This is a genomic window from Bacillus sp. 01N45, from assembly GCF_056399205.1.
In genome coordinates this window covers 250,284-274,361 of record NZ_JBFTQW010000005.1, presented here as the reverse complement: position 1 = coordinate 274,361, position 24,078 = coordinate 250,284, and the positions used below count along the sequence as shown (strand labels likewise).

Genomic DNA, 24,078 nt, shown 5'->3' with positions numbered 1-24,078 from the left:
GATATATAATGTAAGCTTAATGAAGCCATAAAGAGGAGATGATAAAGTTAAATAATAAAAATCAAGATATTTCTTTGGTAGCATCGAGTGCTCTTCAAGAAGTTTTAAAAGCTATTGCCGAAAGTGAAGATAACAAACTTTATTTTTAAGTGAAGACTTCGAAAATATTAAACTAGTTACAGTAATATTTGAGTAAATTTAAAAGCATCCATTCGGGTACTTTTTATTTTGGAGGAGGATGAATGATGAGTGAACAGAAGAGTGCATTATCAGTAAGGGGGGGCGTGGATACGAAATAAGCGAATGAAAGCATGTAAAGAATTTACTGCTTTGGTTAATGAATGTGTGGAAGCATTTGAAAAGTTGTTTTTTTTATATTAGAATTTCTTTATCGTTGTAAATCCGCATTTTCCTGTCGGAACTCTTGATCAAGTCTTTTAATTTTAATGTTTTAATGAAAAAAGCTATACTGTAAGTAAAATTAAAAATTGGAAAGGAAATACTAGAACATGGAAAATTATCTATTATTTATTCTTACAGCAATGCTAATCATAATAATGCCTGGTCCTGGTTTTGCACTAGTTACAAAAAACACTATCTCGCATGGTAAAAATGGTGGGATAACGACTGTTTTAGGAACGATATCTGGAATGATGATTCATACAATAATGGCTACGCTAGGACTCTCTGCCATCCTAATGAAATTTGCTATGTTATTTACATTTATAAAATATGCTGGGGCTTTTTATTTAATTTACTTAGCTGTAAAGTCAATTAAAAGTGCCTTACATAAAAAAGAAGATATGTCAGGTTCAGTAGAAATGTACTCTAAGGATATTGGGGCAATTAAAAGCTTTAGACAAGGATTTACTACGGCAATTTTAAACCCAAAAACCGCTGTGTTTTTCCTTAGTTTTTTACCCCAATTTATTGTAAGTAATCAAAATCATTTCCTACAATTTCTATTATTAGGAGTCACATTTACGACTTTGACAGCAATATGGTATTTACTTTATATCTCACTCATACGTCAATTAAGAACTTTTTTAAGAAAAGAAAGAGTGAACCGTACAATAGAGGGTATTACAGGCGCGGTATTATTAGTATTTGGAGTTAGATTGTTTTTCCAAAAATAAATATGTAAATGAAAAGAGAAATAAATAATGGTGGTTATTTATTTCTCTTTTCATTTATTCTAAAGCTACTATTTTATAATTGATTTCACACCTTCATACTAATTTTATATACATATCTAACTTGAGCCTCAAAAATGAGTTCCTTAATCACTTGATATAGTTTGCTGTATAAGAAAAAATCAAGGTAGTTTAGATACTTTAAGCAAAATTGATACTTCATCTTTTCTCTTAACTAAGCAATTTAATTTTTATGTATTATAACTTAAGGGCTGAGGAACAAATTTTTCTTCAACTACTAACTCGCTAATAAAATTCTGGATATTTTCCAAAAATGTTTACTGTAATGGGATATAAGGAGAACATATATTAGTCATGGTATTTCCTTTTTTAGTTTAATTGTGATGCAGTGGGCCCCCCTATATAAAAGAAACCGCAGTTTACATCCAAACTGCGGTATTTCGACGTACAAGGAATTTCATAAATCATTAGTCACTGTCTAAATTGTACTCCTCATTTATCAATATCTGTTTCTATTTTTTTACTTTGCAAAAGAACTAAGTCTAATTTCTTATAGAATGAAACCAAGGCAATTGTTTAATATATGTATCGCTATTACATATGCAATGGATCTTTTAGAAATAAGATAAGCCACAGTAAGTATCACCGAGCCAGGTAAATAAATAGCAATATCCGAAAGCTGGTTTGTATGAAGAAGTGTAAAAATAATGATCGAAATGATAGATGCAATAGCAGTACCAATATGATAAGAAAAACGATTTATTAATATGTGACGAAACACAATTTCTTCAAGTATTGGTCCCAGAATACCAAATATAAACAATGTAAATATAATAGGTACCTCTGCACCCGTTTCAAGAAGCTGTTCTTGGTTCTCTGGCTGACCAGTTGCTAGAAAACGCATAATAGACTGTTCCACAATTACCGTAAATAAAACCACCATAGGAATACTTACTATTTTCAAAATTGTCTTCTCTTTAAAATAAGTAAAACTTTGAATGATTTCTTTCCTAAAGAAAATTATTCCTATAATAGCAGGTACAGTAAAACCGATGGCACTAAGAACAAATTCTGATTCAACTAAATTGACATTAGCTAAAAGTGATATGCCAAATAATATGTACAAGCCAATTTGAAATGGTACAAACAGTGTAAAGATTATTAGCATAGTAAGTTCTTTTTTATTCATTTTTATAAAGTTCATTTTATTATCCTCCTAATTAAATTACCTACAATCTTTGAATTTTCTTTCTGCATTAAGTTCTCCTTCTAAATATATTTATATAAGATTCAAAACCGGACGGTTCGGTCCGGAAACTAATAATACTATAAGTTTCTAGTTTTGTTAATCCTTTTTACAAAGTATTAACAAAATCAAAATGACAAAAATACAAAATACTTATATGTGAGTTTCTTATTTACAATTAAATTTCAGTACTCATTAATTATTAACGATTTCCTTTTTAAAGAATGAAGTGATAAGGCTTTTAACCGCAAGGAATGCGGTAGATATCCTAATATATGAAGTGAAAGTGGGGGTAGTTCAAACACTTTAGCTAAACATATTAATAGAGATTATATATAATAATCATATGTCTATACACTAAAATATATATTTTTACATCTTCTACGATTTTAGGTAAAATTAGTTGAATAAAATGACTGAATTAAACAATTGGTCATGTTGTTTTTGGCAGAAAATTCACTCTAATGATATGGATAATACAATTTGATTAACCTCTTTTCAAACTGTATTGTTTGAGGTTTCCATAAGATATTTCTGTTCCAAATTTATTTATACTTACAAAAAAATTAAGAAAATAGAGGGTAAACATTACCTGGAATATTAAGATCGTTTTTATTAGGAGGATTACAAAGCATGACTAAAGTTGATAAGGTAAAAGAAAAAATTATTGAAACATCTTTATATTTATTTAATACAAATGGGATAACTCGCACATCCATCCAGGATATAATGACAGCTACTGAACTACCTAAAGGATCTATTTATCGTAGATTCAAAAATAAAGAAGAAATTGTCCTTGCTGCCTACGACAAAAGTGGTGAGATTATGTGGAGTCATTTTCATAAAGCAATGGAAAATAAAAAGACAGCAATCGATAAAATCCTTGCAATATTCCTTGTATATCAAGATGCAGCTAATAATCCTCCTATTGCTGGAGGCTGTCCATTACTTAATAGTGCAATTGAAAGTACTGGAGTATTTCCAGAATTACAAAAAGCAGCAGCAGAAGGTTATGACGATACAGTAATGTTAATGGCTTCTCTCATAAAAGAAGGAATAGAGAAACAAGAACTTAAAGAAGATATAGACATTATATCACTTGCTTCTTTTCTTGCATCTTCAATGGAGGGAGCTATTATGGCAAGTCGAGTATCTAACGATAATATACACCATCATTATTTTATTGAACAAATAAAACATCATCTTGTCACTTATTCTAAATAAGTGAAAACTTGCATTGTATTTATCCAATTTTTATAGACTTAAATTGAATAAATACCCCTCATAAATAGTATTTTCTGTTTATGAGGGGTATTTGAATAGTTATTAGTAAAGGTAACTTTTTAGAAGATGTTTCATGTTTCTTATTGAAAGGCTTTGTTATCGTTACTACAGAAAAAGCAAAAAAGAATGAATTACATATAAATCGATTTATATGTTTCAAGTGTATCTATGTTGAGGTTGTAAATATATACAATAAAGTTTCATTTTAAATACTAAGTGTAGTAGAAGTTCAGTTAGATAAAATTCGGTAGTCGAAATTTCTTGCATAAAGCTGTATAATGCTTGTAACGAAAAGGAAATACAGGAAAGGATATGTAATGAGTTACTATGGATAAAGATAAACAACAATTAAGCGTTGAAGTTGCAAGATTATACTATCAGTCAGATTATAGTCAGCAGGAAATTGCTAATAAATTAAATATTTCAAGGCCGACTATTTCTAGATTATTAAAGTACGCGAAAGAAAAAGGATTTGTTCAAATTAGCATAGCCGATCCATTTGCTGATTTAGATAACGTTGGAAATTTACTGAAAGAAAAGTACAACTTGTTAGAGGCACATGTCGTATTTTCTCCAGTACCAGAATATGCAACGATTACAGAGTATATTAGTAAATATGCAGCTGAGTATATGGAAAAGACGGTTAAAACTGGTGATATCGTTGGTGTAAGCTGGGGAATGACGATGTATGAAATCGCTAGAAAAATTGTACCACAACATGTAAAAGGTGTAGAAGTTGTTCAGTTAAAAGGTGGTATTAGTCATTCGAGTGTAAATACATATGCGAATGAAACGATTGCTTTATTTGCAGATGCTTTTCAAACGACACCAAGAAATCTACCCCTTCCAGTTATATTTGATAATGCAGTGACAAAAGAATTAGTAGAGCAGGATCGACATATTCATCACATTATCGAAATGGGGAAACAAGCGAATGTTGCAATTTTCACTGTAGGAACAGTGAGAGACGAAGCACTATTATTCCGATTAGGTTATTTCGATAAGGATGAAACGAATTTGCTCAAAAAACAATCGGTCGGTGACATTTGTTCACGTTTCTTTGATGGAGACGGAAAGATTAGTAGCGAAGAGATTAATCAGCGTACAATTGGAATTGAGTTAGAAGAACTGAAATTAAAGAAACGTTCTATTTTAGTTGCTGGTGGTAATAGAAAAATAAAAGCAATTGATGGTGCGTTACGTGGCGGGTATGCAAATGTATTAATTATCGATCAGCATACAGCAAAAGAATTGTTACATTATTAAAAAGGTTAGAAATAAAAGGCTTTCTCAAGATGTTAATTTTGAGAAAGCCTTTTATTTTGTTATGTATGAATTATGGGAGTGTTTTTTGAATACAAATTGCCTTTTTAAAAATAATTATGGATATTGAGATACATACTACCATTGTTAATATAAAAGTTTTGATTTTAAATATGAATTGTTTCTTAGTTAGAATGCGCTTTATTTACTATTGAAAAATTCCTTTTCGAAAAGAATGAACAAAATTTCAAAAGTGTATTTACATTTGTTCAACTAAGAGTTAGAATGAAGTTGTTAAAAGATATGAGGAGTGAAGATAATGAATATTGCAAAGTTAATTGACCATACAATTTTAAAAGCTAATACTACTAAAGAAGATGTTATGAAAGTAATCGAAGAAGCAAAGGAATATAAATTCGCTTCTGTTTGTATTAATCCTACATGGGTGAAGCTAGCTGCTGAAGAGTTAGCTGGACATGATGTAGATGTTTGTACTGTAATCGGTTTCCCATTAGGAGCAAGCACTACTGAAACAAAAGCTTTCGAAACAAAAGATGCTATCGCAAAAGGTGCAACTGAAGTTGACATGGTAATCAACGTAGGCGCTTTAAAAGATGGCGATAACGAGTTCGTTGAAAAAGATATTTATGAAGTAGTACAAGCAGCAAAAGGAAAAGCTCTTGTAAAAGTAATCATTGAAACTTGCCTATTAACAGATGAAGAGAAAGTACGCGCTTGTGAATTATCAGTAAAAGCTGGTGCTGACTTCGTAAAAACTTCAACTGGATTCTCAACTGGCGGAGCAACTGCTGAAGACATCGCATTAATGCGCAAAACAGTTGGACCAAACGTTGGTGTAAAAGCATCTGGTGGCGTTCGTACACGTGAAGATGCAGACAAAATGGTAGCTGCTGGAGCTTCTCGCGTTGGAGCAAGTGCTAGTGTTGCAATCGTATTAAATGATGCAAAAGGTGCTACAGATAACTACTAATCATTAATGAAGTTAAAAGCAATAGATACACAAAGTAAAGTGTATCTATTGCTTTAACAATTGAAAAAAATGTAAGCGGATACGAATGGGAGGAGACGGCTTATGAAATATTTAATCGGTATTTTTGGCCTCGTATTGATTTTAGGTATCGCTTGGCTTGCTAGTAATGATAGAAAGAAAGTCAAATATCGCCCAATCATAACGATGGTTATATTACAATTCATTTTGGGGTTTTTATTATTAAATACAAGTGTAGGGAATATATTAATTAGCGGAATAGCAGATGGTTTTGGAGAGCTATTAAAATATGCCGCTGACGGTGTGAATTTCGTATTTGGTGGATTAGTAAATCAAAAAGAGTTTTCGTTCTTTTTAAGTGTATTAATGCCAATCGTATTTATTTCAGCTTTAATAGGTATTTTGCAACACATTAAAGTATTACCTATTATTGTGAAATCTATTGGTCTAGCATTAAGTAAAGTAAATGGAATGGGGAAACTAGAATCATATAACGCTGTTGCTTCTGCGATTTTAGGACAATCTGAAGTGTTTATTTCAGTTAAGAAACAACTAGGATTATTGCCAGAGAAAAGAATGTATACATTATGTGCATCTGCAATGTCTACCGTTTCAATGTCTATCGTTGGATCATATATGGTGTTATTAAAACCACAATATGTTGTAACCGCTTTAGTGCTTAACTTATTCGGTGGTTTTATTATCGCTTCTATCATTAACCCTTATGAAGTTACTGAAGAAGAAGATATGTTAGAAGTACAAGAAGAAGAGAAAAAGACTTTCTTTGAAGTATTAGGGGAATACATTATAGATGGATTTAAAGTTGCAATTACAGTAGCAGCTATGTTAGTCGGTTTCGTTGCTTTAATCGCATTCATTAATGCAGTATTTAAAGGTGTAATCGGTATTTCATTCCAAGAAATTCTTGGTTATGTATTTGCACCATTTGCATTTATTATGGGTGTACCTTGGCATGAAGCAGTTAATGCCGGAAATATTATGGCAACAAAATTAGTATCAAATGAATTTGTCGCTATGACAGATTTAGCACAAGGAAACTTTAATTTCTCAGATAGAACGACAGCGATTATATCTGTATTCTTAGTTTCATTTGCAAACTTCTCTTCAATTGGAATTATTGCAGGGGCAGTTAAGAGCTTAAATGAAAAGCAAGGGAATGTAGTCGCAAGATTTGGTTTGAAATTACTTTTCGGTGCAACATTAGTAAGTTTCTTATCAGCAACAATCGTAGGCTTATTATTTTAACAGATTCATATCATATAAAAAGGAATGGTGATTGTAATGAGAATGGTAGATATTATTGCGAAAAAACGTGACGGCAAAGAATTAACGACTGAAGAAATCAAATTCTTTATTAATGGATATACAGACGGAAGTATTCCTGATTATCAAGTGAGTGCACTTGCAATGGCAATCTTCTTTAAAGATATGACAGATCGCGAACGTGCAGATTTAACGATGGCGATGGTTGAGTCTGGAGAAACGATCGATTTATCAGCAATTGAAGGAATTAAAGTAGACAAACATTCAACTGGCGGTGTTGGTGATACGACAACATTAGTATTAGGACCATTAGTAGCTGCTTTAGATGTACCAGTAGCAAAAATGTCTGGTCGTGGTTTAGGACATACAGGCGGAACAATTGATAAATTAGAAGCGGTAGAAGGATTCCACGTTGAAATTACGAAAGAGCAGTTCATTGATATTGTAAACCGTGACAAAGTAGCTGTTATTGGACAAACTGGAAACTTAACACCTGCAGATAAAAAGATTTATGCATTACGTGATGTAACAGGAACAGTAAACTCAATTCCTTTAATCGCGAGTTCAATTATGAGTAAAAAAATTGCAGCTGGTGCTGACGCAATCGTACTTGATGTAAAAACAGGTGCTGGCGCATTTATGAAAACAGAAGAAGATGCAAAAGAATTAGCACATGCAATGGTGCGTATCGGAAATAATGTAGGACGTCAAACGATGGCTGTTATTTCAGATATGTCACAACCGCTTGGATTTGCAATTGGTAACGCTCTAGAAGTGAAAGAAGCGATTGATACGTTAAAAGGTGAAGGTCCAGAAGATTTAACGGAATTAGTACTTGTATTAGGAAGTCAAATGGTCGTACTTGCGAAAAAAGCAAATACGTTAGAAGAAGCTCGTGAAATGCTAATTGAAGTTATGAAAAACGGAAAAGCAACTGAGAAGTTTAAAGAGTTCTTAAGCAATCAAGGCGGAGATAGTTCAATTGTAGACAATCCAGAAAAAATGCCACAGGCGAAGTATGTAATTGATGTACCTGCAAAAACTTCAGGTGTTATTTCTAACATTGTTGCAGATGAAATTGGTATCGCAGCTATGCTACTTGGTGCTGGCCGTGCGACAAAAGAAGATGAAATCGATTTAGCAGTAGGATTAATGTTACGTAAAAAAGTTGGCGATGCAGTAAAAGAAGGCGAGCCATTCGTAACGATCTATGCAAATCGTGAAAATGTAGAAGATGTAAAAGCAAAAATTTATGAAAATATTTCTATTGCTGAAACAGCAGTGGCTCCTAAATTAGTTCATACAGTTATTACTGACTAATCATAATTACACATACTTTAAGGGGGAAATAATATGGATAAGAAAAAATATATCGAAGAAGCAAATAAGATGTTAGCAAAAGCATATATTCCGTATTCGAAATTTCCTGTTGGCGCAGCATTAGTTACGAAAGAAGGTAAAATCTATACTGGTTGTAATATAGAAAATGCTTCTTACGGTTTATGTAACTGTGCAGAAAGAACAGCGATCTTTAAAGCAGTATCAGAAGGGGAGCGCGACTTTAGTTACTTAGTTATTACAGGCGAAACGGACGGACCGATATCACCATGTGGTGCTTGTAGACAAGTAATTGCTGAATTCTGTGAACCGAAAATGCCAGTTTTACTAACGAATGTAAAAGGTGATGAAAAAGAAGTGACTGTTGAGCAATTACTTCCAGGTGCTTTCTCGATAGAAGATTTAAAATAAGTTGAAAAGTCATTCCGCAAATATTAATTGTGGAATGGCTTTTTTATTTTCAAAAGTTGAATGTAATATTTTGTTCATATTCCGTTCATAAACTTTGTGTAAAATGATTGCAGCGAATATGGAAAGTTTACAGCAGGAGGAATAAAATGAAGAAATTATATAATGCAGCATTTATTTACTTAATTATAGGTTTATTATATAGATAGGAGTGGATAGTATGATAGCACTTTTATCAAGTATTGTAGCGGTTTGTATGGCTGTTGGTGTCATGTTTCTTCGCTTTAAAGCAGCGAAAAAACCGGTAACGAAAAAGAAAATTATATTACCGCCAATTTTTATGAGTACTGGCGCAATGATGTACTTCTTACCGGAGTTTCGATTAACATCGTTAGAAATAGTAGAGGCGATTAGTATAGGACTTATTTTCTCTATATTTCTTATTAAAACAACTAAGTTTGAAATAAGAAACGAACATATATATATGAAACCGTCAAAAGCATTCATATTTATTTTAGTGGGCTTATTGGCTGTACGAGTAGCGTTAAAATCGTATTTAAGTCAATCAATTGATTTAGCAGAGTTAAGCGGAATGTTTTTCTTACTTGCATTTGCGATGATTGTGTCGTGGAGAATTGCGATGTATCGCTCATATGTTAAATTGGAAAAGACAATAAAAAGAGCTGGAATTTCTAAATAGGAATTCCGGCTCTTTTTATGTTTTATACGATTGTTTTTTTAGCTTTGATTTCATTTGCTTAATTTTAAACGTATTTGAGCATCTTGTAATGCGGCTGGTGTAACGTTAAGACCATGTTGATCAACAATTTTTGTGTTTAATAAAATGGAATCTAAGCTTCCACGAAATGTTTTTGTATAGTTTTGACGCAGCATTTGTTGTTCTTGTTTTTCATCAACTGTTAATCCATATGCTTTTTCTTTTTTTGACAATTCGTTAATACGGAATAAAATGTTTTTCATTTGATTCACCTCTAGTTTCAATTAATTACATTAGTTACTTACTAATATATAGTTATTGTAACGTATCTTTTAATAAGTGTCAATGCTTATAAACATTCATTGTTTTGTAAGTGTGTGGGGTGATAAAGAATGAAAAAACCACAAATACTTGAAATAGGGAAGATGTTAATATACGATACCTAAGTAGGGTATATAAAGTTATTATTTTACTTTATGAGAGTAATAAGCAAAAAGGAGTATGTAATAATGAATGCAGTAATTTCAAAGAAAGAAACAATCATCTCATATACGATTGCTATTTTATTTATTTTAGCCATGGTAATAGCAGGTGTGTTATTAAATGATCCAGAAGTCATTTTGCCGGAAATAGCGGCAATGGCAATCGCTTTATGGGCATACCGTGAGCCGGGATGGCTAAGACAACCAGAAAAAATCTTTATTGCACCGTCAATAACAGCTGTAATTGGTTTTATGGTGAATCAAATGGATATAGCCTATTTAGGGAAAGTAAGCTTAACGCTTGTATTGATGATGCTGTTTTTACGTGTTATTCAGTCCAATTTAGCACCATCTATTGCGACAGGTTTATTACCATTAGTAACAAATGCGACGGAATGGTCATTTGTTATCTCAGTCTTCGTTTTGACATTTATTTTAATGATGGGTGTTCTTATTTTTAAATTGAATAACGGTATTGAGCGAAAAGTGAATATACAGTATAAATATATGACTGTATTTCTAATACTAAATTTCGTTTGGATCAGTTTATGTTGGATAACTGGTTATGAACAATTAGCGGTTATTCCGCCAATTCTAGTCGTTGTGTATGAATCACTTCAAAAACCGATGTACAATGAAAAAATGGCATTTAAACAAATAGTAGTATTAACTACATCAGCAACTATTGGAACTTTATTGTATTTTGCAATTGATTCATGGATTGTAGTTACTTTATTCAATATGATATTAATGCTTATTTTATTAAAAATAGTTGGAGTACGTATTCCAGCAGCGTATGCATTTCCCTTACTTCCGCTCGTATTTCCTGATGAAATGATAAAAATGTTACCAGTAGGTTCATTCATTGCAGGGGTATTTTTATTTGGTGCAGTACTATTGTATAAGAAGTGGGAGATGAAACAAAAGGGCATGCAGAAGAGTGAAATATAATTTGTAAAAAAGGTAAGTTCAAATCACTTGAACTTACCTTTTTTATTTATACCCAATATAAGGATATATCATAAATTCCGACTAAAATGAGTAGTCCCCCTGCTATAAGTTGAATGTGTTTTCCTATTTTTCGGCTCTTTTTAAGTAGTGCTCCATTTAATCCAAGGTAGGAAATGATGAACATTAATATAACGATAGGGAGAGCAGTTCCTATCGAAAAGAATGTCGGAAACAAGTAACCATAATTATATGAGAAAGATAAAGGGATTAACGTTCCGAAAAATAGAACGAACATAGTCGGACAGAAAGCTAAGGAAAAGAAGAATCCAAGTAAAAATGAGCCAACCTCATTTTGTTTTCGTATAAATTTGATCGAGAAGAAACTTCTTCCTTTTATAATACCTGCCAACATTAGCCCCATTAAAATTAATAAAGGTCCAATTATTTTTCGTAACCATGGGAAATACAAAGTTAATATTTGCTGAATCTCTTTTCCTAAAAACCATACTAATAGTCCAAGTGTCGTAAAAGCTATTATTTTTCCTAAAATGAATAACAATATATGTTTCCATGCATGTCCCTTTTGTAAAGATTGATTCCCATAAAGTGTAATAGCGCTAATGTTTCCTGTTAATTGGCAAGGAGCAAGGGTACCTACAATGCCTAATAAAAATGCAAATAAAAGAGGAATTGATTTCGTAGCATTCGCGACATCCATTAAAGGAGACATGAGTTGATAACTCCACTCGCTAATTGTTGAAAACACGTTATATTCACCTTTCTAATTAAATTGAAATGCTCCTTCTTTCGTAATCTGCTTCCAAGTTTTCCCCTCATCTGTAGAAAGGAACACATTTGCTTTCATTGTAGCAAATACTATTTCAGATGAATTTTGAGGATTTTGTGATATGTACATAATTGCATCTTTAGAATCTAAAGATGGAGTTTGTATGTTTGTTTCTTCATTTGTAGCAATTGATTTCTTCGTTATCATTTGCTTATTGATAGGGGCGTAAAAAACATCTTCATTACTTAATGTAACTGCTGTCGATTCAAGTGATGTAGAGAATAGTTCAAATGTATTTCCGTAATCTGTAGATAAGTAAACACCATCTTTAGCACTTACCGCGACTACACTAGATTGATCAGGATGTACGGAAAAGGAATGAATTGTACTTGAAAGACCTTTTAACTTACTATTTTTCCAATCTTGTCCGTTGTTCGTACTGAAATAAAAACCTTGTTGTAATTTAGAATTTGGACGCTCATTGTATAAATAAATTGCTTCCGTATTATATCCAACAGCAAGGTTGTGAAAATCAGATTCTCCATAAAACGCTAGCTTCTCGAGGGTATTACCACCATCAGAACTTTTCATTAATCCTAAAGGATTTTTTAAATTTGCACCTGGTTCAGGATGGCCGCTGGCAAAGAATCCGTTCTTCGTTGCCTGAAACCCCATATAATCATGTAGCTCAGTCTTAGTTTCAAACCATTTTCCATTATGATAAACTTTTATACCACTGTGAGTGGCAATAGAAACTCCGGGCATATTTCCTGCATAGCCAATTCCATGAATGTGCTCGATTTTTCCAGATGTAGTTTCCTTATAGAAGTTTTGCGGACTCGTATTTACTGTTTCTGTATGTTTTCGTTGAGATTGCACCGTGTCTTTCTTCACTGGTGCTGTTTCGGCGTTGCTAGAACATCCTGTAATGATGAATAAAGAAGTAATTGCTATCCCTGTTGCTACATAATATTTCAAAGTTGTAGCTCCTTTCCTATATATGAGATTTTAAGTATATGAAATAAATGTCAAGAAATTGTGGAGTGGTATGCATCATTTAGATTGGAATGGGCTCTAGTAATGAAAATTTTCCTTTTTATATGAGTACTATCAATTGACGAAAAATTATAACAATAATAAAATGAATTGTATTGGGTAATTAGATTTACAAGTATACATAGAACGCTAGGGGGATTATTATGAAATCAACATTTTTTGCTCAAAATAGAGAACGATTAGTAAACACATTACCAGATGAATCTATTACTATTTTATTTGCTGGACAAGCACCTCATATGTCAGCGGATGCACATTATAAATTTGTGCCGAATCGAAATTTTTACTATGTAACAGGAATCGAGGAACCAAATGTTATTTTCATGTTGAAGAAGTTTGGAAATAGTGTTGAAGAAACACTGTTCATTGAAAAATCGGATCCAGTCATGGAAAAATGGGTCGGTAAAACAGTTTCTAACAAAGAAGCAGAGAAAATTTCAGGTATAAAGAAAGTTGTATATTTAGATAGCTTTGAAAAGACAATGTCAAATATACTTTTTACAGAAAATGTGAAGCATCTATATTTAGATTTAGAGCGTCGTGAGTGGAATGGTACGGAGACAAAAACGCTTGCTTTTGCTAAACATGTAAGAGAACAGTATCCACACGTTTTAGTTGGTAATGTATATCCGAATATTTGTGAATTACGAGTGTTTAAAACAGAAGAAGAAATTGAAATCATAAAAGAAGCAATTGCTGTAACGAAAGAGGGTATTTACAACGTACTTAAGCATGCAAAAGCAGACATGATGGAGTATGAATTAGAAGCTCAGTTTGATTTCACATTGAAGTCATCTGGTATTAAGCATCATGCATTCAATACAATTTTGGCAAGTGGGAAAAATGCTACAGTTCTTCATTATGAAGACAATGATGCACAAATTCAAAATGGTGATTTAGTACTGCTAGATTTAGGCGCTCAAAAAGACTACTATAACGCTGATGTTAGTTATACATTCCCGGCAAATGGAACATTCTCTAGTCGCCAAAAACAAATGTATAATATTGTATTAAAAGCATTGAAAGAAACAACGAAACTCATTAAGCCAGGAGTAAAGTTTGCTGCATTAAATGAGCATACAAAAAAGGTACTAGCAGAAGAGTGTAAAGAAATTGGTTTAATTCAAGAAGACGAAGAGTTATCAAAATACTATTATCATGGTGTTAGCCATTTCCTTGGTTTAGATACGCATGATGTAGGAACATATAAAGATAGAGTGTTAGAAGAAGGCATGGTTATAACAATTGAACCTGGTCTTTATATTGAAGAAGAAGCAATTGGAATTCGTATTGAAGATGACATTCTTGTAACGAAAGACGGACATGAAAACTTGTCAAAAGATATTATTAGAGAAGTTGAAGAGATTGAAGCGTTTATGAGAGAAAACAATGTAAATATAAAAAAAGATGAAGTTGTTACGAAATAATCATTAGAAGAGGCGCTCAATTTTGGGCGTCTTTTTATTTAGCTCATTGCATATCTCCATATTTTCTTGAAAATCATTTTTTATAATGATTTTGAAAAAGAAAAAGGAGGGGTTTCCATGAAGAGATTTGTGTTAACAGCAGTTACAGTCTCTGTCATATCTTTAATTGCTGCATGTTCTGCGACCACAAATGCAACAAACGATCATAAAAATATGAACGATAAAAAAACACCACAGACTGAAACGGCTACAAAACCATTGAAAGTTGAAATAGGACCAGAAGTTACTTTAATAGCGAAAGAAGAAAAGCAAAAATTAAGTAACGGTGTTATTGTTCCAGTCTGGACATTTAATGGCTCATCTCCTGGTCCAGAAATTCGGGTGAAAAAAGGCGAAAAGGTGAAAGTGACATTAAAAAATGAACTATCTGCACCAGTATCTATTCATTGGCATGGGTATCCTGTCCCAAATAATATGGATGGAATTCCAGGTGTGACGCAAGATGCGGTTGAATCTGGAAAAAGTTTCACCTATGAGTTTGAAGCGAACGTACCAGGAACGTATTGGTATCATTCACATCAAGATTCTGTAAATCAATTAGATAGAGGTTTGTATGGAGCGCTCATTGTAGAAGATACAAAGGAAAAATATGATAAAGATTACACATTAATGTTAGATGAATGGGTAACAGATAAAGAAGAGATTAATAAACAGTTAAAAGAAATGACAAAAGGAAAAACAGAAAAAGCAGATGGTAATAAATCTAGTAAGGATAATGAAAATACGAAAAAGAATGATGATAGGAACGACATGGATCATTCCGGTATGGACATGGGCAGTGATAAAAAAGACTCTAGTAATATGGCAGGAATGGACCATGGAAATATGAAGATGGAAGGTCATGATATGAGTATGTATGATTTATTCACAATCAATGGTAAAAGCGGGGATTTAGTAGAACCATTAAAAGTGAATAAGGGGGATAAAGTCCGTCTTCGACTCGTTAATGCTGGTTATCTATCACATGATATACACGTTCACGGTCATGATATAAAAGTAATTGCGACAGATGGTCAACCAATAAACGATCCAAAAGTTATAAAGGATCAAGTAATTTCAATCGCACCTGGTGAACGTTATGATATTGAATTTACTGCTAATAATCCTGGGAAATGGTATGTTGAAGACCATTCAGCAAATAAAGGTGCAAAAGGAATGAAAGCTGTTATTGAATATGATGGCAGCAAAGAGATGAAAGATAAAGCAGATGAAAAAGAAAAATTATCGAAATTAGATATGACGAAATATGGTGCTAAAAAACTAGGTAGTTTCACGTTAGATCAGCAGTATACTGCCACATATAATATGGACTTGAATACGCAAATGAATGGAAATGAAATGGTATATACAATTAACGGAAAGGTATTTCCAGATATTGACCCGATTCCAGTAAAAAAGGGTGATTTAGTAAAAGTAAAATTGGTAAATCGTTCTAAAATGGACGATCATCCGATGCATTTACATGGTCACTTCTTCCAGGTGTTGAGTAAAGATGGAAAACCGATAGAAGGTTCTCCAATTGTGAAAGATACTTTGAACCTAAAACCAGGTGAAGAATATGAAGTAGCCTTTGTAGCAGATAATCCGGGTGATTGGATGTTCCACTGTCATGATTTACACCATGCTTCCGCCGGGATGGTAACAGAAGTGAAATATACAGATTATAAATCTGATTATGTTCCAAACCCAAACATTCCTAATAAGCCAGAATAATATAAAATTTATGGAGTTGATGATAATATAAAACAGCTATCTTAGGGATAGCTGTTTTAATGATTTTTAGCATGAAAAAAGCTGTTTTTAAATGTAATGTTGTGTATTGGGCATATTATTTTTATAAAAGTTTAGGCAGCGGAAGCGATAATGCCTTGTATAAGAGTTTACAAGATAAAAAATGCGATTTTTGTTATTTAGGGATTTAAAAAACATATTCGTTTCTGGTTTGGAAGTAGATAATAGAAGAAATCGCTAATTTTTTGTATAATCAGTTGATAAAATTACAGTGGTAAATTTAATGTGTTGTAGTTCAAAAAGGATAGATAATAGCCCCTTACATTTGACCTTTTTTTTATTTTATACTACAATTCGTAGTGCGAAGGGAGGGCGGGTATGTTCAAGCAAAACTATAAGTGAAATGAATAAGGCATAAATTATTTTTTTGACCGCTTGAAGCAAAAATAATAGAAATTATTTGGTGCTCAGAAGGTATCACACTGAAAGGTGTGCAGAAAAAATTAATGTTACAACGTTACAGCACATATCAAAAATTGTTAGCTGATCAGTAGTACAGTATGTGATAGATAAAATAAAGTCACCTTTTGGAATGGGAAGTGCTTTGCTTAAGTTTATTGGAATGAAAAAAGCTTCCAATGAGCTTGTGACCGCATTTTTTGGAAAACAGCGACTAACTTATGGGTGAGTGTTTGTGGCTTTTTTTAAGAATTTAAACTACACAGTGTAGTGTTTTGTGAAAAGAAGCAAAATGAATGCAGCAGATTAAAAGATATGGATTGTACTAGGAACGGGGATGCTTTCATTTGTCTCACCGTGCATCAGTCCAATTTTGACCGCATTATTAATGCTTGATACAACGAATCCAGATCAAGCATTTATTTACATTACAGTTTACAAACTGGGATTTGCGATTCCTTTTTTCTTAATTGCCTTCGTACGTTACGAAAGAATGGAATAACACCTCCGTTGAATATCTAGAAATAGAGGTTGATAGAAAAGAAGAGTACAACATGAGTAGAAAAGCATTTGATATAAAAAATAATAAACTAAAGATATGATGATACTTAAATGTATTTATGGGAAGGTGTTTAATACCTATGAAAAGAATTTTAGCTAGTGTGGCAGTAGTTTCTGTTACAGGAAGTACATTTATTGGTACTGCTCAAGCGCAAACTTCTATAGTGCCAAAAGACAAAAAACATGAGCAACCTACTGATACAGTAACATATGAAAATCCAGTAACAGTAAACACGAATGTTCTACGTGTTCGCACACAGCCAAATACGTCTAGTGCAATAATGGGGCGCGTGTATGAAGGGAAAGTTTTACAAGTTATTGGAGAAGATAACGGTTGGTTGAAAATTAATCATAACGGAAAAATTGGCTACGTAAGTGGTGAATTTGTTTCGAAAAATGGTATATCAGCGAAGACGAATGTAAGTACGAGTCGTAGTAAAACTGTAACTGCTAATATATTACGTGTTCGCACACAGCCAAATACGTCTAGTGCAATAATGGGGCGCGTGTATGAAGGGAAAGTTTTACAAGTTATTGGAGAAGACAACGGTTGGTTGAAAATTAACCATAATGGAAAAGTAGGTTATGTAAGCAGTCAATTTGTAATAGACGATAGCTCAAATGGAAGTGACAATAACAATGGAAAAGTTCAAGTAGCGAGTGGGAATTACAAAGTTAATGTATCCTCCCTCCGTGTTCGTACAGGTCCAAGTACTTCCCATACGATTTTAGGCTCTATACATAAAGGACAAGTTGTTCAAGTAACTGGTGAAGTTCAAGACTGGGTCAAAATTAACTATAGTGGACAAACTGCTTATATTAGTAAAGATTACATTTCAAAGAGTGGCTCTAATGCAAATGTAGACCAAACAAATGAACAACAAAATAATGTTACGGTTCAAACTGACGGTACATACATTGTAGACGCTACTTCTTTACGTGTGCGTACAGGTCCTGCTACTTACCATAGTGTAATTGGTGGTGTATTAAACGGACAAATATTGCAAGTAACTGGCGGTGAAAATGGCTGGTTGAAAATTAATCATAATGGCAGAACTGGTTATGTGAGCAGTGAATATGTAAAATTCGTTAAAGAGGGTACACCATCAAAACCTGAAACAAGTAATCCATCTACTGGGGCAACAGTTGGTGACTACTATGTTAACGTAAGCATGTTAAATGTAAGAAGCGGTGCTGGTACAAATCATGGTGTAATCGGTGCTTTATCAAAAGGAATAAAAGTACAAGTTCTATTTGAACAAAATGGATGGGGGAAAATTAATTACAACGGTAAAAACGGTTATGTATCAAGTAAATTTCTATCAAAAACAAATGAGACTGATACAGAGGAGCAGCGACAATCCCAAGAGGTAAATACAACTAATGAAATTAAAACAAATGACTTTATTCAACCAGCTGCAGGAAGATATACTTCTGGATTTGAGAAACGTGGTGGGCAAATGCACCACGGATTAGATATTGCTGCTTCAGGAACAGTGCCAGTTGTTGTTGCGGCAAAAGGTGTAGTCACTCGCTCATATTATTCCACAAGCTACGGTAATGTGGTGTTTATTTCTCATAATATTAACGGACAAACATATATAACTGTATACGCTCATTTAAAGAGTCGTTCTGTTACTGCAGGTCAAAAAGTGAAGCAAGGACAACAACTTGGCATAATGGGGAATACAGGACAATCTGAAGGACAACACTTACATTTTGAAATCCATAAAGGTGAATGGAATGCACAGAAGAGCAATGCTATGGATCCAAAACAATATATTAGTTAAGTAAGAATTTTTTATTTCAAGATGGGGGTATTGTATACCTCATCAAACTAAGAGAATTGAATATCTATGAGCTGAAAAAATATACTATCAATCATGTAGATTTAGAAGGTTCATTAAGTGTAGAAAAGTAGAAAAATAATTGATGGTGAAGATTACGACATGAATTAATTTGAAAAAGAGAGGTCACAGCATTGTAATTCTGTGACCTCTTATTATATAATGCAAAGCTATTATTTATTAGTTTTCTGTATAATTATTAATCCTGATCCCATGCCAGAAGCTAAACTATAGTTATTATCTACAAATACTCCAAATAATAAGTAAGTCGCATCCGTAAACCACATTTCATTTGGGGCTGACGATTCAAAAGTGTTTTTTATTTTCATTTGTTAAAAAATAAAATTATCGATTATAGCTGCTAGTGTTTATGGATAGGTTGTTCATGTTCAGAGGGGAGCGGTAGGGTATGATCTGGGAATGTTACGAATACAGTAAGAACAATTACTACGCTGATCGAAAGTAATAATAAAAAACGCCGTTCGATAAAAGTAGAAAAGGTGTCTGATAAAAGTTGAATTATACATGACATAGTTATTGTTATCGTAAGTAAAAGACTAATAAACAGTATACTATGAGCTTGTTGAGCGTTTAACATTTCTGTAATCATTGCTCCCATCATACTTGCCATTAATCCAGAGAACATTCCTTCTAAAGCAGTAAATAGGTGAAAACGTAGACCGACTAAAAAACCGATACAACCACTAATCAAAATCGCAAGCAATGTAGAATATAATAATTCACCTTTAAAAAGAATACCTAAATAAAAACCTATACTTAAACCGATACTCATACTAAAAGACATAATAAATACCATATACCCCATTAGGGTACCGTTACGTTTAGAAATATATGATGTAATAAGAATCGAGATACAACAAAGTGTTAAGGCAGTCGATGTGTAAACGAACATTATGATACCTCCCTGTCCTATCGTTCATTTCATCATATGTTCGTATGGAGATTACTTATGCTTATTTATATCTGCATATTATCTGCACAATTTAATAAATGTAAGTAAGTAGGTGCTTGATTTTTTGAGCATCTTTTTTATTTGTGAGCATGAGAAAGAAATTGTTATATAATGAGTTTCTATTGTGAAGCCATAAAGAATCAGCGTATAATATTATAGTTATCCCATTACTGGGAGTAACCCGCGAATGATAAATAAGATTGTTCTTTTATCATCGCCTCTAAACAGATAGACAATGAAAGTAACACCGGAATACAGATAGGGAGTTATAAAATGAAATTAATTATTGCCGAGAAACCAGATCAAGGTTTGGCTCTTGTTTCACAATTTAAATATCGCCGGAAAGATGGATATTTAGAAGTAGAAGCGAATGAGTTATTTCCAAATGGAGCGTACTGTACATGGGCAATTGGTCATTTGACGCAGTTATGTAATCCAGAACATTATCACGCTGAGTGGAAGAAATGGTCACTAAATACATTACCGATGATTCCAGAGCGTTTTCAGTTTGAGGTAACAAAGTCAAAGTATAAGCAATTTAACGTTGTGAAACAGTTGTTACATAACCCTCAGGTAACAGAAATTATTCACGCGGGCGATGCTGGTCGCGAAGGGGAATTAATCGTACGAAACATTATTAATCTTTGTAACGTGCAAAAGCCGATGAAACGTCTTTGGATTTCATCTTTAACGAAACAAGCTATATACCAAGGATTTAAAAATTTATTAGATGAAGCAGATACAATTAATACGTACTATGAGGCATATACAAGGTCATGTGCGGACTGGGTCGTTGGTATGAATGCATCGCGTGTCTTTAGTATTTTGCTAAAGAAAAAAGGAATGAACGATGTATTTTCAGCTGGTCGTGTACAAACACCGACACTCGCATTAATTGTAAAGCGTGAAAAGGAAATAGAAAACTTTAAGTCTGAGCCGTTTTGGGAAGTGTTCGCAACCTTTAATATAGAAGGAAAGAAGTATGAGGGGAAATGGGAGAAGGATAGTGAATCCCGCTTAAAAGACCCTGATATGGCAAATAAAATTGCAGCATTTTGCCAAGGTAAACCGGCTGTAGTAAAAGAAATGAAAACGGAGCGTAAAGAGTTTCAGCCCCCGTTTTTATTTAATTTATCAGCACTGCAAGCGACAGCTAATAAAGCTTTTAAATTTTCACCGAAAAAGACGCTTGATATAACACAAGCACTATATCAAAAAGGGATAGTTTCTTATCCGCGTTCGGATTCTAACTATGTTACACAAGGAGAAGCAGCGACGTTCCCTGATATTTTACAGAAGTTAAGTCAGTTTGATGAATATAAAGGTTTATTGCCAGCACCAATTGAATCGATTATGAATAATAAGCGTTATGTGAATGAAAAAAAAGTTACAGATCACTATGCAATTATACCGACAGAGCAAGTTACAAATCCAAGCAAACTATCAGGTGATGAAAAGAAAATTTACGATATGATCGTAAGAAGACTGATTGCGGCGCATTATGAAGTAGCAATCTTTGACTACACAACGATTACAACTCTTGTAGACGAACGTGCTGAATTCATTTCAAAAGGAAAACAGCAAATTCAAGAAGGTTGGCGTAAAGTTATTTTCCAAGACGATAAAGATGACGAAACAATTCTTCCAATTGTCGCAGAAGGTGAACAAGGAAAAGTTGTAAAGGTGAAAGTGAAAGAAGGAAAAACACAGCCGCCGAAGCGTTATACAGAAGGACAACTTATTACGTTAATGAAAACGGCCGGTAAGTATTTAGAAAATGAAGAGCTGGAGAAAGTATTAAAGAAAACAGAAGGTTTAGGTACTGAGGCAACGCGTGCAGGTATTATTACTATGCTGAAAGACCGTAAATATATAGATGTGCAGAAGAACCAAGTGTATGCAACCGATAAAGGGAAAGTATTAATTACCGCAATCGGTGATAAAATACTAGCTTCACCAGAAATGACAGCGAAATGGGAGCAACGCCTTGCGGAAATTGGTGAAGGCACAGCATCACCAGCTACATTTATGGAACAAACGAAAAAGCTATCAGCTAAAATTATTGAAGATGCAGTGGAAATGTCAGAGAAATGGGATTTTACTGGATTACATGTTGAATCGATTGAGCGAAAAGGATCGAAATTTACAACAGGTAAAAAGGTTGGTAGCTGTAAAAAATGTGATGGCGATGTGATTGATAAGTCAACGTTTTACGGTTGTTCTAATTACAACACGACACAATGTGACTTTACAATCTCAAAGAAAATATTAAGCAAAACAATTTCGCAAAAGAATATGACAAAACTTTTAAAAGGTGAAAAGACCGATTTAATTAAAGGCTTTAAAAAAGGCGAGAAAACGTTTGATGCGATGTTAGAGTGGAAAGATAATAAGATTAATTTTGTGTTTGAGAATTAAGTTGTTCAACAAATAAAAAAATATGATAATTAAACTGTATCCTATAGAATAGACACTAAAAAAGTCTATTCTATAGGATATTTTTTTGAATAAGTAGTACTATATATTTTTATTTAAAATAAAATATACAATAAAAAAATCTTTGTAATTGATAAATATTTATTGTAAAACAATAAATTGTGTATTAAAATCAATATCATAATAAATCAGTGAGGTGCTTTTTATAGAAAGTTAACAACGCTGTTTTTTATTAGAGGAGGTAAAACTATGAACAATCACAATTTGATTATTGAAAATATGGATAACCCTCATGAGTTGGAGAGAATGTATAGAAAAGACCCGAAAGCTTTTAAAAAGTCATTCTCACAAGCATGGGATGAAAACCCTGATTCTCAGCTTCTAGCTGCTTGGTATGAAAGATTGAATTTCAAGGAGACGGCAAATAAAGAAAAAATATCGCTGTTTCAAAAAGGTTTCTTATTCATGGGCATGTTAGCTATTCTAGCTGGGCTAAGCACTAGAATCATTTTCCACTTTGTCGAGCAGGAAGCAATTGCTCCAATTAACTTGGCTTTTGGTGTAATTCCCTTTATTGCTGCTTATTTTATTTACAATAATACTCCGAAAAAAAGTATTATTTACTTACTTGCAGCGTTGTTCCTAATTGCCGGGTTGTATCTTAATATGTTGCCATTAAATTATAAAGACAGCAGTATCCTTGCGTATTTACATCTTCCTATATTGTTATGGGTCTTATTGGGACTTGCGTTTACGGGAAATGAATATTCAAAAGGTAGTACAAGATTAGCGTATATTAAATTTAATTTAGAATATGGTCTTCTCTACGCGAGTATGGCAGTGAGCGGAATGATACTAGCATTATTCACCATGCGATTATTTAGCTTCGTTGACTTGGATATAGGAGAGTTCTATTTTAGTAATGTTGTTTTATTTGGAGCTGCCGCTCTCGCTGTAGTGGCTGCATACTTAGTATCATTGAATCTTAAACTTGCTAAAAATATTACACCATACATATCTAAAATTTTTAGTCCGCTTGTCTTGATCACATTGTTTATCTATCTAATAACGGTAATTTGGGTCGGGAAAAATCCATTCTTGGACCGCAATTTCCTAATGGCCTTCAACGGAATACTCCTTGGTGTATTGGCTGTTACTATATTTTCTATCGTTGAGAGTGATTCAGACGAGAAAAAGAGCATTTCAGATTATATAAATTTTGCCTTAATTGTTCTGGCGCTTATTATTGACACTGTCGCATTGTCAGCCATTGTATTCAGACTTTCTTCTTACGGGATTACACCTAATAGACTTGCTGTTTTAGGCGTAAACATACTGATTTGGGCAAATCTCATTTGGATTATGTTTTCCTATATGCGTTTTCTACAAAACAAATCAGGACCGACAGCTATCCAAGATGCTGTTACGAAGTATTTGCCAATCTACGGACTTTGGGCAGCTTTCGTTATATTTACTTTTCCTATAATGTTTAATTAGAAAGGTTTTGTTAATGTAACGACAAGCTAATTTTCTATAACGTATAAAATCCTTAGAGCTGATAATTATCGTTACTTCTATAATTTCTCGACAATAAAAAAACGTCC

Annotated in this window: 20 protein-coding genes and 1 pseudogene; 16 read left to right on the top strand and 5 right to left on the bottom strand. The window is 33.2% G+C overall.

The annotated features are described in order from the left end of the window. Positions 1 to 509: 509 nt before the first annotated feature. Positions 510 to 1,136 (top strand): LysE family translocator, encoded by a 627-nt coding sequence (locus tag AC1DMU_RS14335; protein WP_088063022.1) that lies wholly within the window; start codon positions 510 to 512, stop codon positions 1,134 to 1,136. A gap of 568 nt (positions 1,137 to 1,704) precedes the next feature. On the opposite strand, the gene AC1DMU_RS14330 is transcribed toward AC1DMU_RS14335, so the two are convergent. Then, positions 1,705 to 2,358, bottom strand: coding sequence for a CPBP family intramembrane glutamic endopeptidase (locus AC1DMU_RS14330; protein ID WP_088063023.1), 654 nt, complete (start codon positions 2,356 to 2,358; stop codon positions 1,705 to 1,707). A gap of 675 nt (positions 2,359 to 3,033) precedes the next feature. Between AC1DMU_RS14330 and AC1DMU_RS14325 the strand changes: the two genes are divergently transcribed. From AC1DMU_RS14325 to AC1DMU_RS14295, 7 genes are all read left to right on the top strand, one after another. Further along, entirely contained in the window at positions 3,034 to 3,624 is a 591-nt protein-coding gene (locus AC1DMU_RS14325) for a TetR/AcrR family transcriptional regulator (RefSeq protein WP_088063024.1), read from the top strand. 387 nt (positions 3,625 to 4,011) lie between these two features. Further along, the gene (locus AC1DMU_RS14320; protein WP_088063025.1) at positions 4,012 to 4,950 is read left to right on the top strand and encodes a sugar-binding transcriptional regulator; all 939 of its coding nucleotides are present in this window, start codon (positions 4,012 to 4,014) and stop codon (positions 4,948 to 4,950) included. A gap of 316 nt (positions 4,951 to 5,266) precedes the next feature. Beyond that, complete coding sequence (gene deoC / locus AC1DMU_RS14315; RefSeq protein ID WP_001017444.1) at positions 5,267 to 5,938, top strand: deoxyribose-phosphate aldolase; 672 nt, start codon at positions 5,267 to 5,269, stop codon at positions 5,936 to 5,938. Positions 5,939 to 6,040: 102 nt separating this feature from the next. After that, positions 6,041 to 7,222, top strand: coding sequence for a NupC/NupG family nucleoside CNT transporter (locus AC1DMU_RS14310; protein WP_000876170.1), 1,182 nt, complete (start codon positions 6,041 to 6,043; stop codon positions 7,220 to 7,222). Between the two features lie 36 nt (positions 7,223 to 7,258). Next, positions 7,259 to 8,560: a pyrimidine-nucleoside phosphorylase gene (locus AC1DMU_RS14305; RefSeq protein ID WP_001983022.1), complete on the top strand. Its 1,302-nt coding sequence runs from the start codon at positions 7,259 to 7,261 to the stop codon at positions 8,558 to 8,560. A 33-nt stretch (positions 8,561 to 8,593) separates the two neighbouring features. Beyond that, positions 8,594 to 8,989, top strand: coding sequence for a cytidine deaminase (locus AC1DMU_RS14300; RefSeq protein WP_000358522.1), 396 nt, complete (start codon positions 8,594 to 8,596; stop codon positions 8,987 to 8,989). A gap of 217 nt (positions 8,990 to 9,206) precedes the next feature. Then, positions 9,207 to 9,686, top strand: coding sequence for a CcdC family protein (locus AC1DMU_RS14295; RefSeq protein ID WP_088063026.1), 480 nt, complete (start codon positions 9,207 to 9,209; stop codon positions 9,684 to 9,686). A 50-nt stretch (positions 9,687 to 9,736) separates the two neighbouring features. Here AC1DMU_RS14295 and AC1DMU_RS14290 read toward each other — a convergent pair whose 3' ends face one another. Continuing rightward, positions 9,737 to 9,967, bottom strand: a complete 231-nt coding sequence (locus AC1DMU_RS14290) for a DUF896 domain-containing protein (protein ID WP_088063027.1) — start codon at positions 9,965 to 9,967, stop codon at positions 9,737 to 9,739. Positions 9,968 to 10,213: 246 nt separating this feature from the next. On the opposite strand from AC1DMU_RS14290, the gene AC1DMU_RS14285 reads away from it, so the two are divergent. Then, positions 10,214 to 11,137 carry a hypothetical protein gene (locus AC1DMU_RS14285; RefSeq protein WP_142291713.1) on the top strand — a complete coding sequence of 308 codons (924 nt, stop codon included), beginning with the start codon at positions 10,214 to 10,216 and terminating at the stop codon, positions 11,135 to 11,137. A 46-nt stretch (positions 11,138 to 11,183) separates the two neighbouring features. Here the strand turns inward: AC1DMU_RS14285 and AC1DMU_RS14280 are convergent, their stop codons facing one another. Both AC1DMU_RS14280 and AC1DMU_RS14275 read right to left on the bottom strand, forming a co-directional pair. Beyond that, complete coding sequence (locus AC1DMU_RS14280) at positions 11,184 to 11,903, bottom strand: urease accessory protein UreH domain-containing protein (RefSeq protein ID WP_222930853.1); 720 nt, start codon at positions 11,901 to 11,903, stop codon at positions 11,184 to 11,186. 15 nt (positions 11,904 to 11,918) lie between these two features. Then, entirely contained in the window at positions 11,919 to 12,902 is a 984-nt protein-coding gene (locus AC1DMU_RS14275) for a F510_1955 family glycosylhydrolase (protein ID WP_087982980.1), read from the bottom strand. 221 nt (positions 12,903 to 13,123) lie between these two features. Here AC1DMU_RS14275 and AC1DMU_RS14270 point away from each other — a divergent pair, with 221 nt between their 5' ends. From AC1DMU_RS14270 to AC1DMU_RS14250, 5 genes and pseudogenes are all read left to right on the top strand, one after another. Next, positions 13,124 to 14,407 (top strand): aminopeptidase P family protein, encoded by a 1,284-nt coding sequence (locus AC1DMU_RS14270; protein WP_088063030.1) that lies wholly within the window; start codon positions 13,124 to 13,126, stop codon positions 14,405 to 14,407. A 117-nt stretch (positions 14,408 to 14,524) separates the two neighbouring features. Next, complete coding sequence (locus tag AC1DMU_RS14265; protein ID WP_215559030.1) at positions 14,525 to 16,180, top strand: multicopper oxidase family protein; 1,656 nt, start codon at positions 14,525 to 14,527, stop codon at positions 16,178 to 16,180. 432 nt (positions 16,181 to 16,612) lie between these two features. Then, positions 16,613 to 16,704 (top strand): annotated as a pseudogene (locus AC1DMU_RS14260) (BlaI/MecI/CopY family transcriptional regulator); the annotation flags it as partial. A gap of 290 nt (positions 16,705 to 16,994) precedes the next feature. Next, positions 16,995 to 17,159: a cytochrome c biogenesis protein CcdA gene (locus AC1DMU_RS14255; protein WP_088063032.1), complete on the top strand. Its 165-nt coding sequence runs from the start codon at positions 16,995 to 16,997 to the stop codon at positions 17,157 to 17,159. Between the two features lie 139 nt (positions 17,160 to 17,298). Continuing rightward, positions 17,299 to 19,008 carry an SH3 domain-containing protein gene (locus AC1DMU_RS14250; RefSeq protein WP_215559031.1) on the top strand — a complete coding sequence of 570 codons (1,710 nt, stop codon included), beginning with the start codon at positions 17,299 to 17,301 and terminating at the stop codon, positions 19,006 to 19,008. A gap of 418 nt (positions 19,009 to 19,426) precedes the next feature. Here AC1DMU_RS14250 and AC1DMU_RS14245 read toward each other — a convergent pair whose 3' ends face one another. Beyond that, positions 19,427 to 19,978, bottom strand: coding sequence for a hypothetical protein (locus AC1DMU_RS14245; protein ID WP_088063033.1), 552 nt, complete (start codon positions 19,976 to 19,978; stop codon positions 19,427 to 19,429). Between the two features lie 333 nt (positions 19,979 to 20,311). Here AC1DMU_RS14245 and topB point away from each other — a divergent pair, with 333 nt between their 5' ends. Both topB and AC1DMU_RS14235 read left to right on the top strand, forming a co-directional pair. Further along, on the top strand, positions 20,312 to 22,456 hold the full coding sequence (topB, locus tag AC1DMU_RS14240) for a DNA topoisomerase III (protein WP_088063034.1): 2,145 nt from the start codon (positions 20,312 to 20,314) through the stop codon (positions 22,454 to 22,456). A 267-nt stretch (positions 22,457 to 22,723) separates the two neighbouring features. Beyond that, positions 22,724 to 23,971 (top strand): DUF4153 domain-containing protein, encoded by a 1,248-nt coding sequence (locus AC1DMU_RS14235; RefSeq protein WP_088063035.1) that lies wholly within the window; start codon positions 22,724 to 22,726, stop codon positions 23,969 to 23,971. The last annotated feature ends 107 nt before the right edge of the window (positions 23,972 to 24,078 follow it).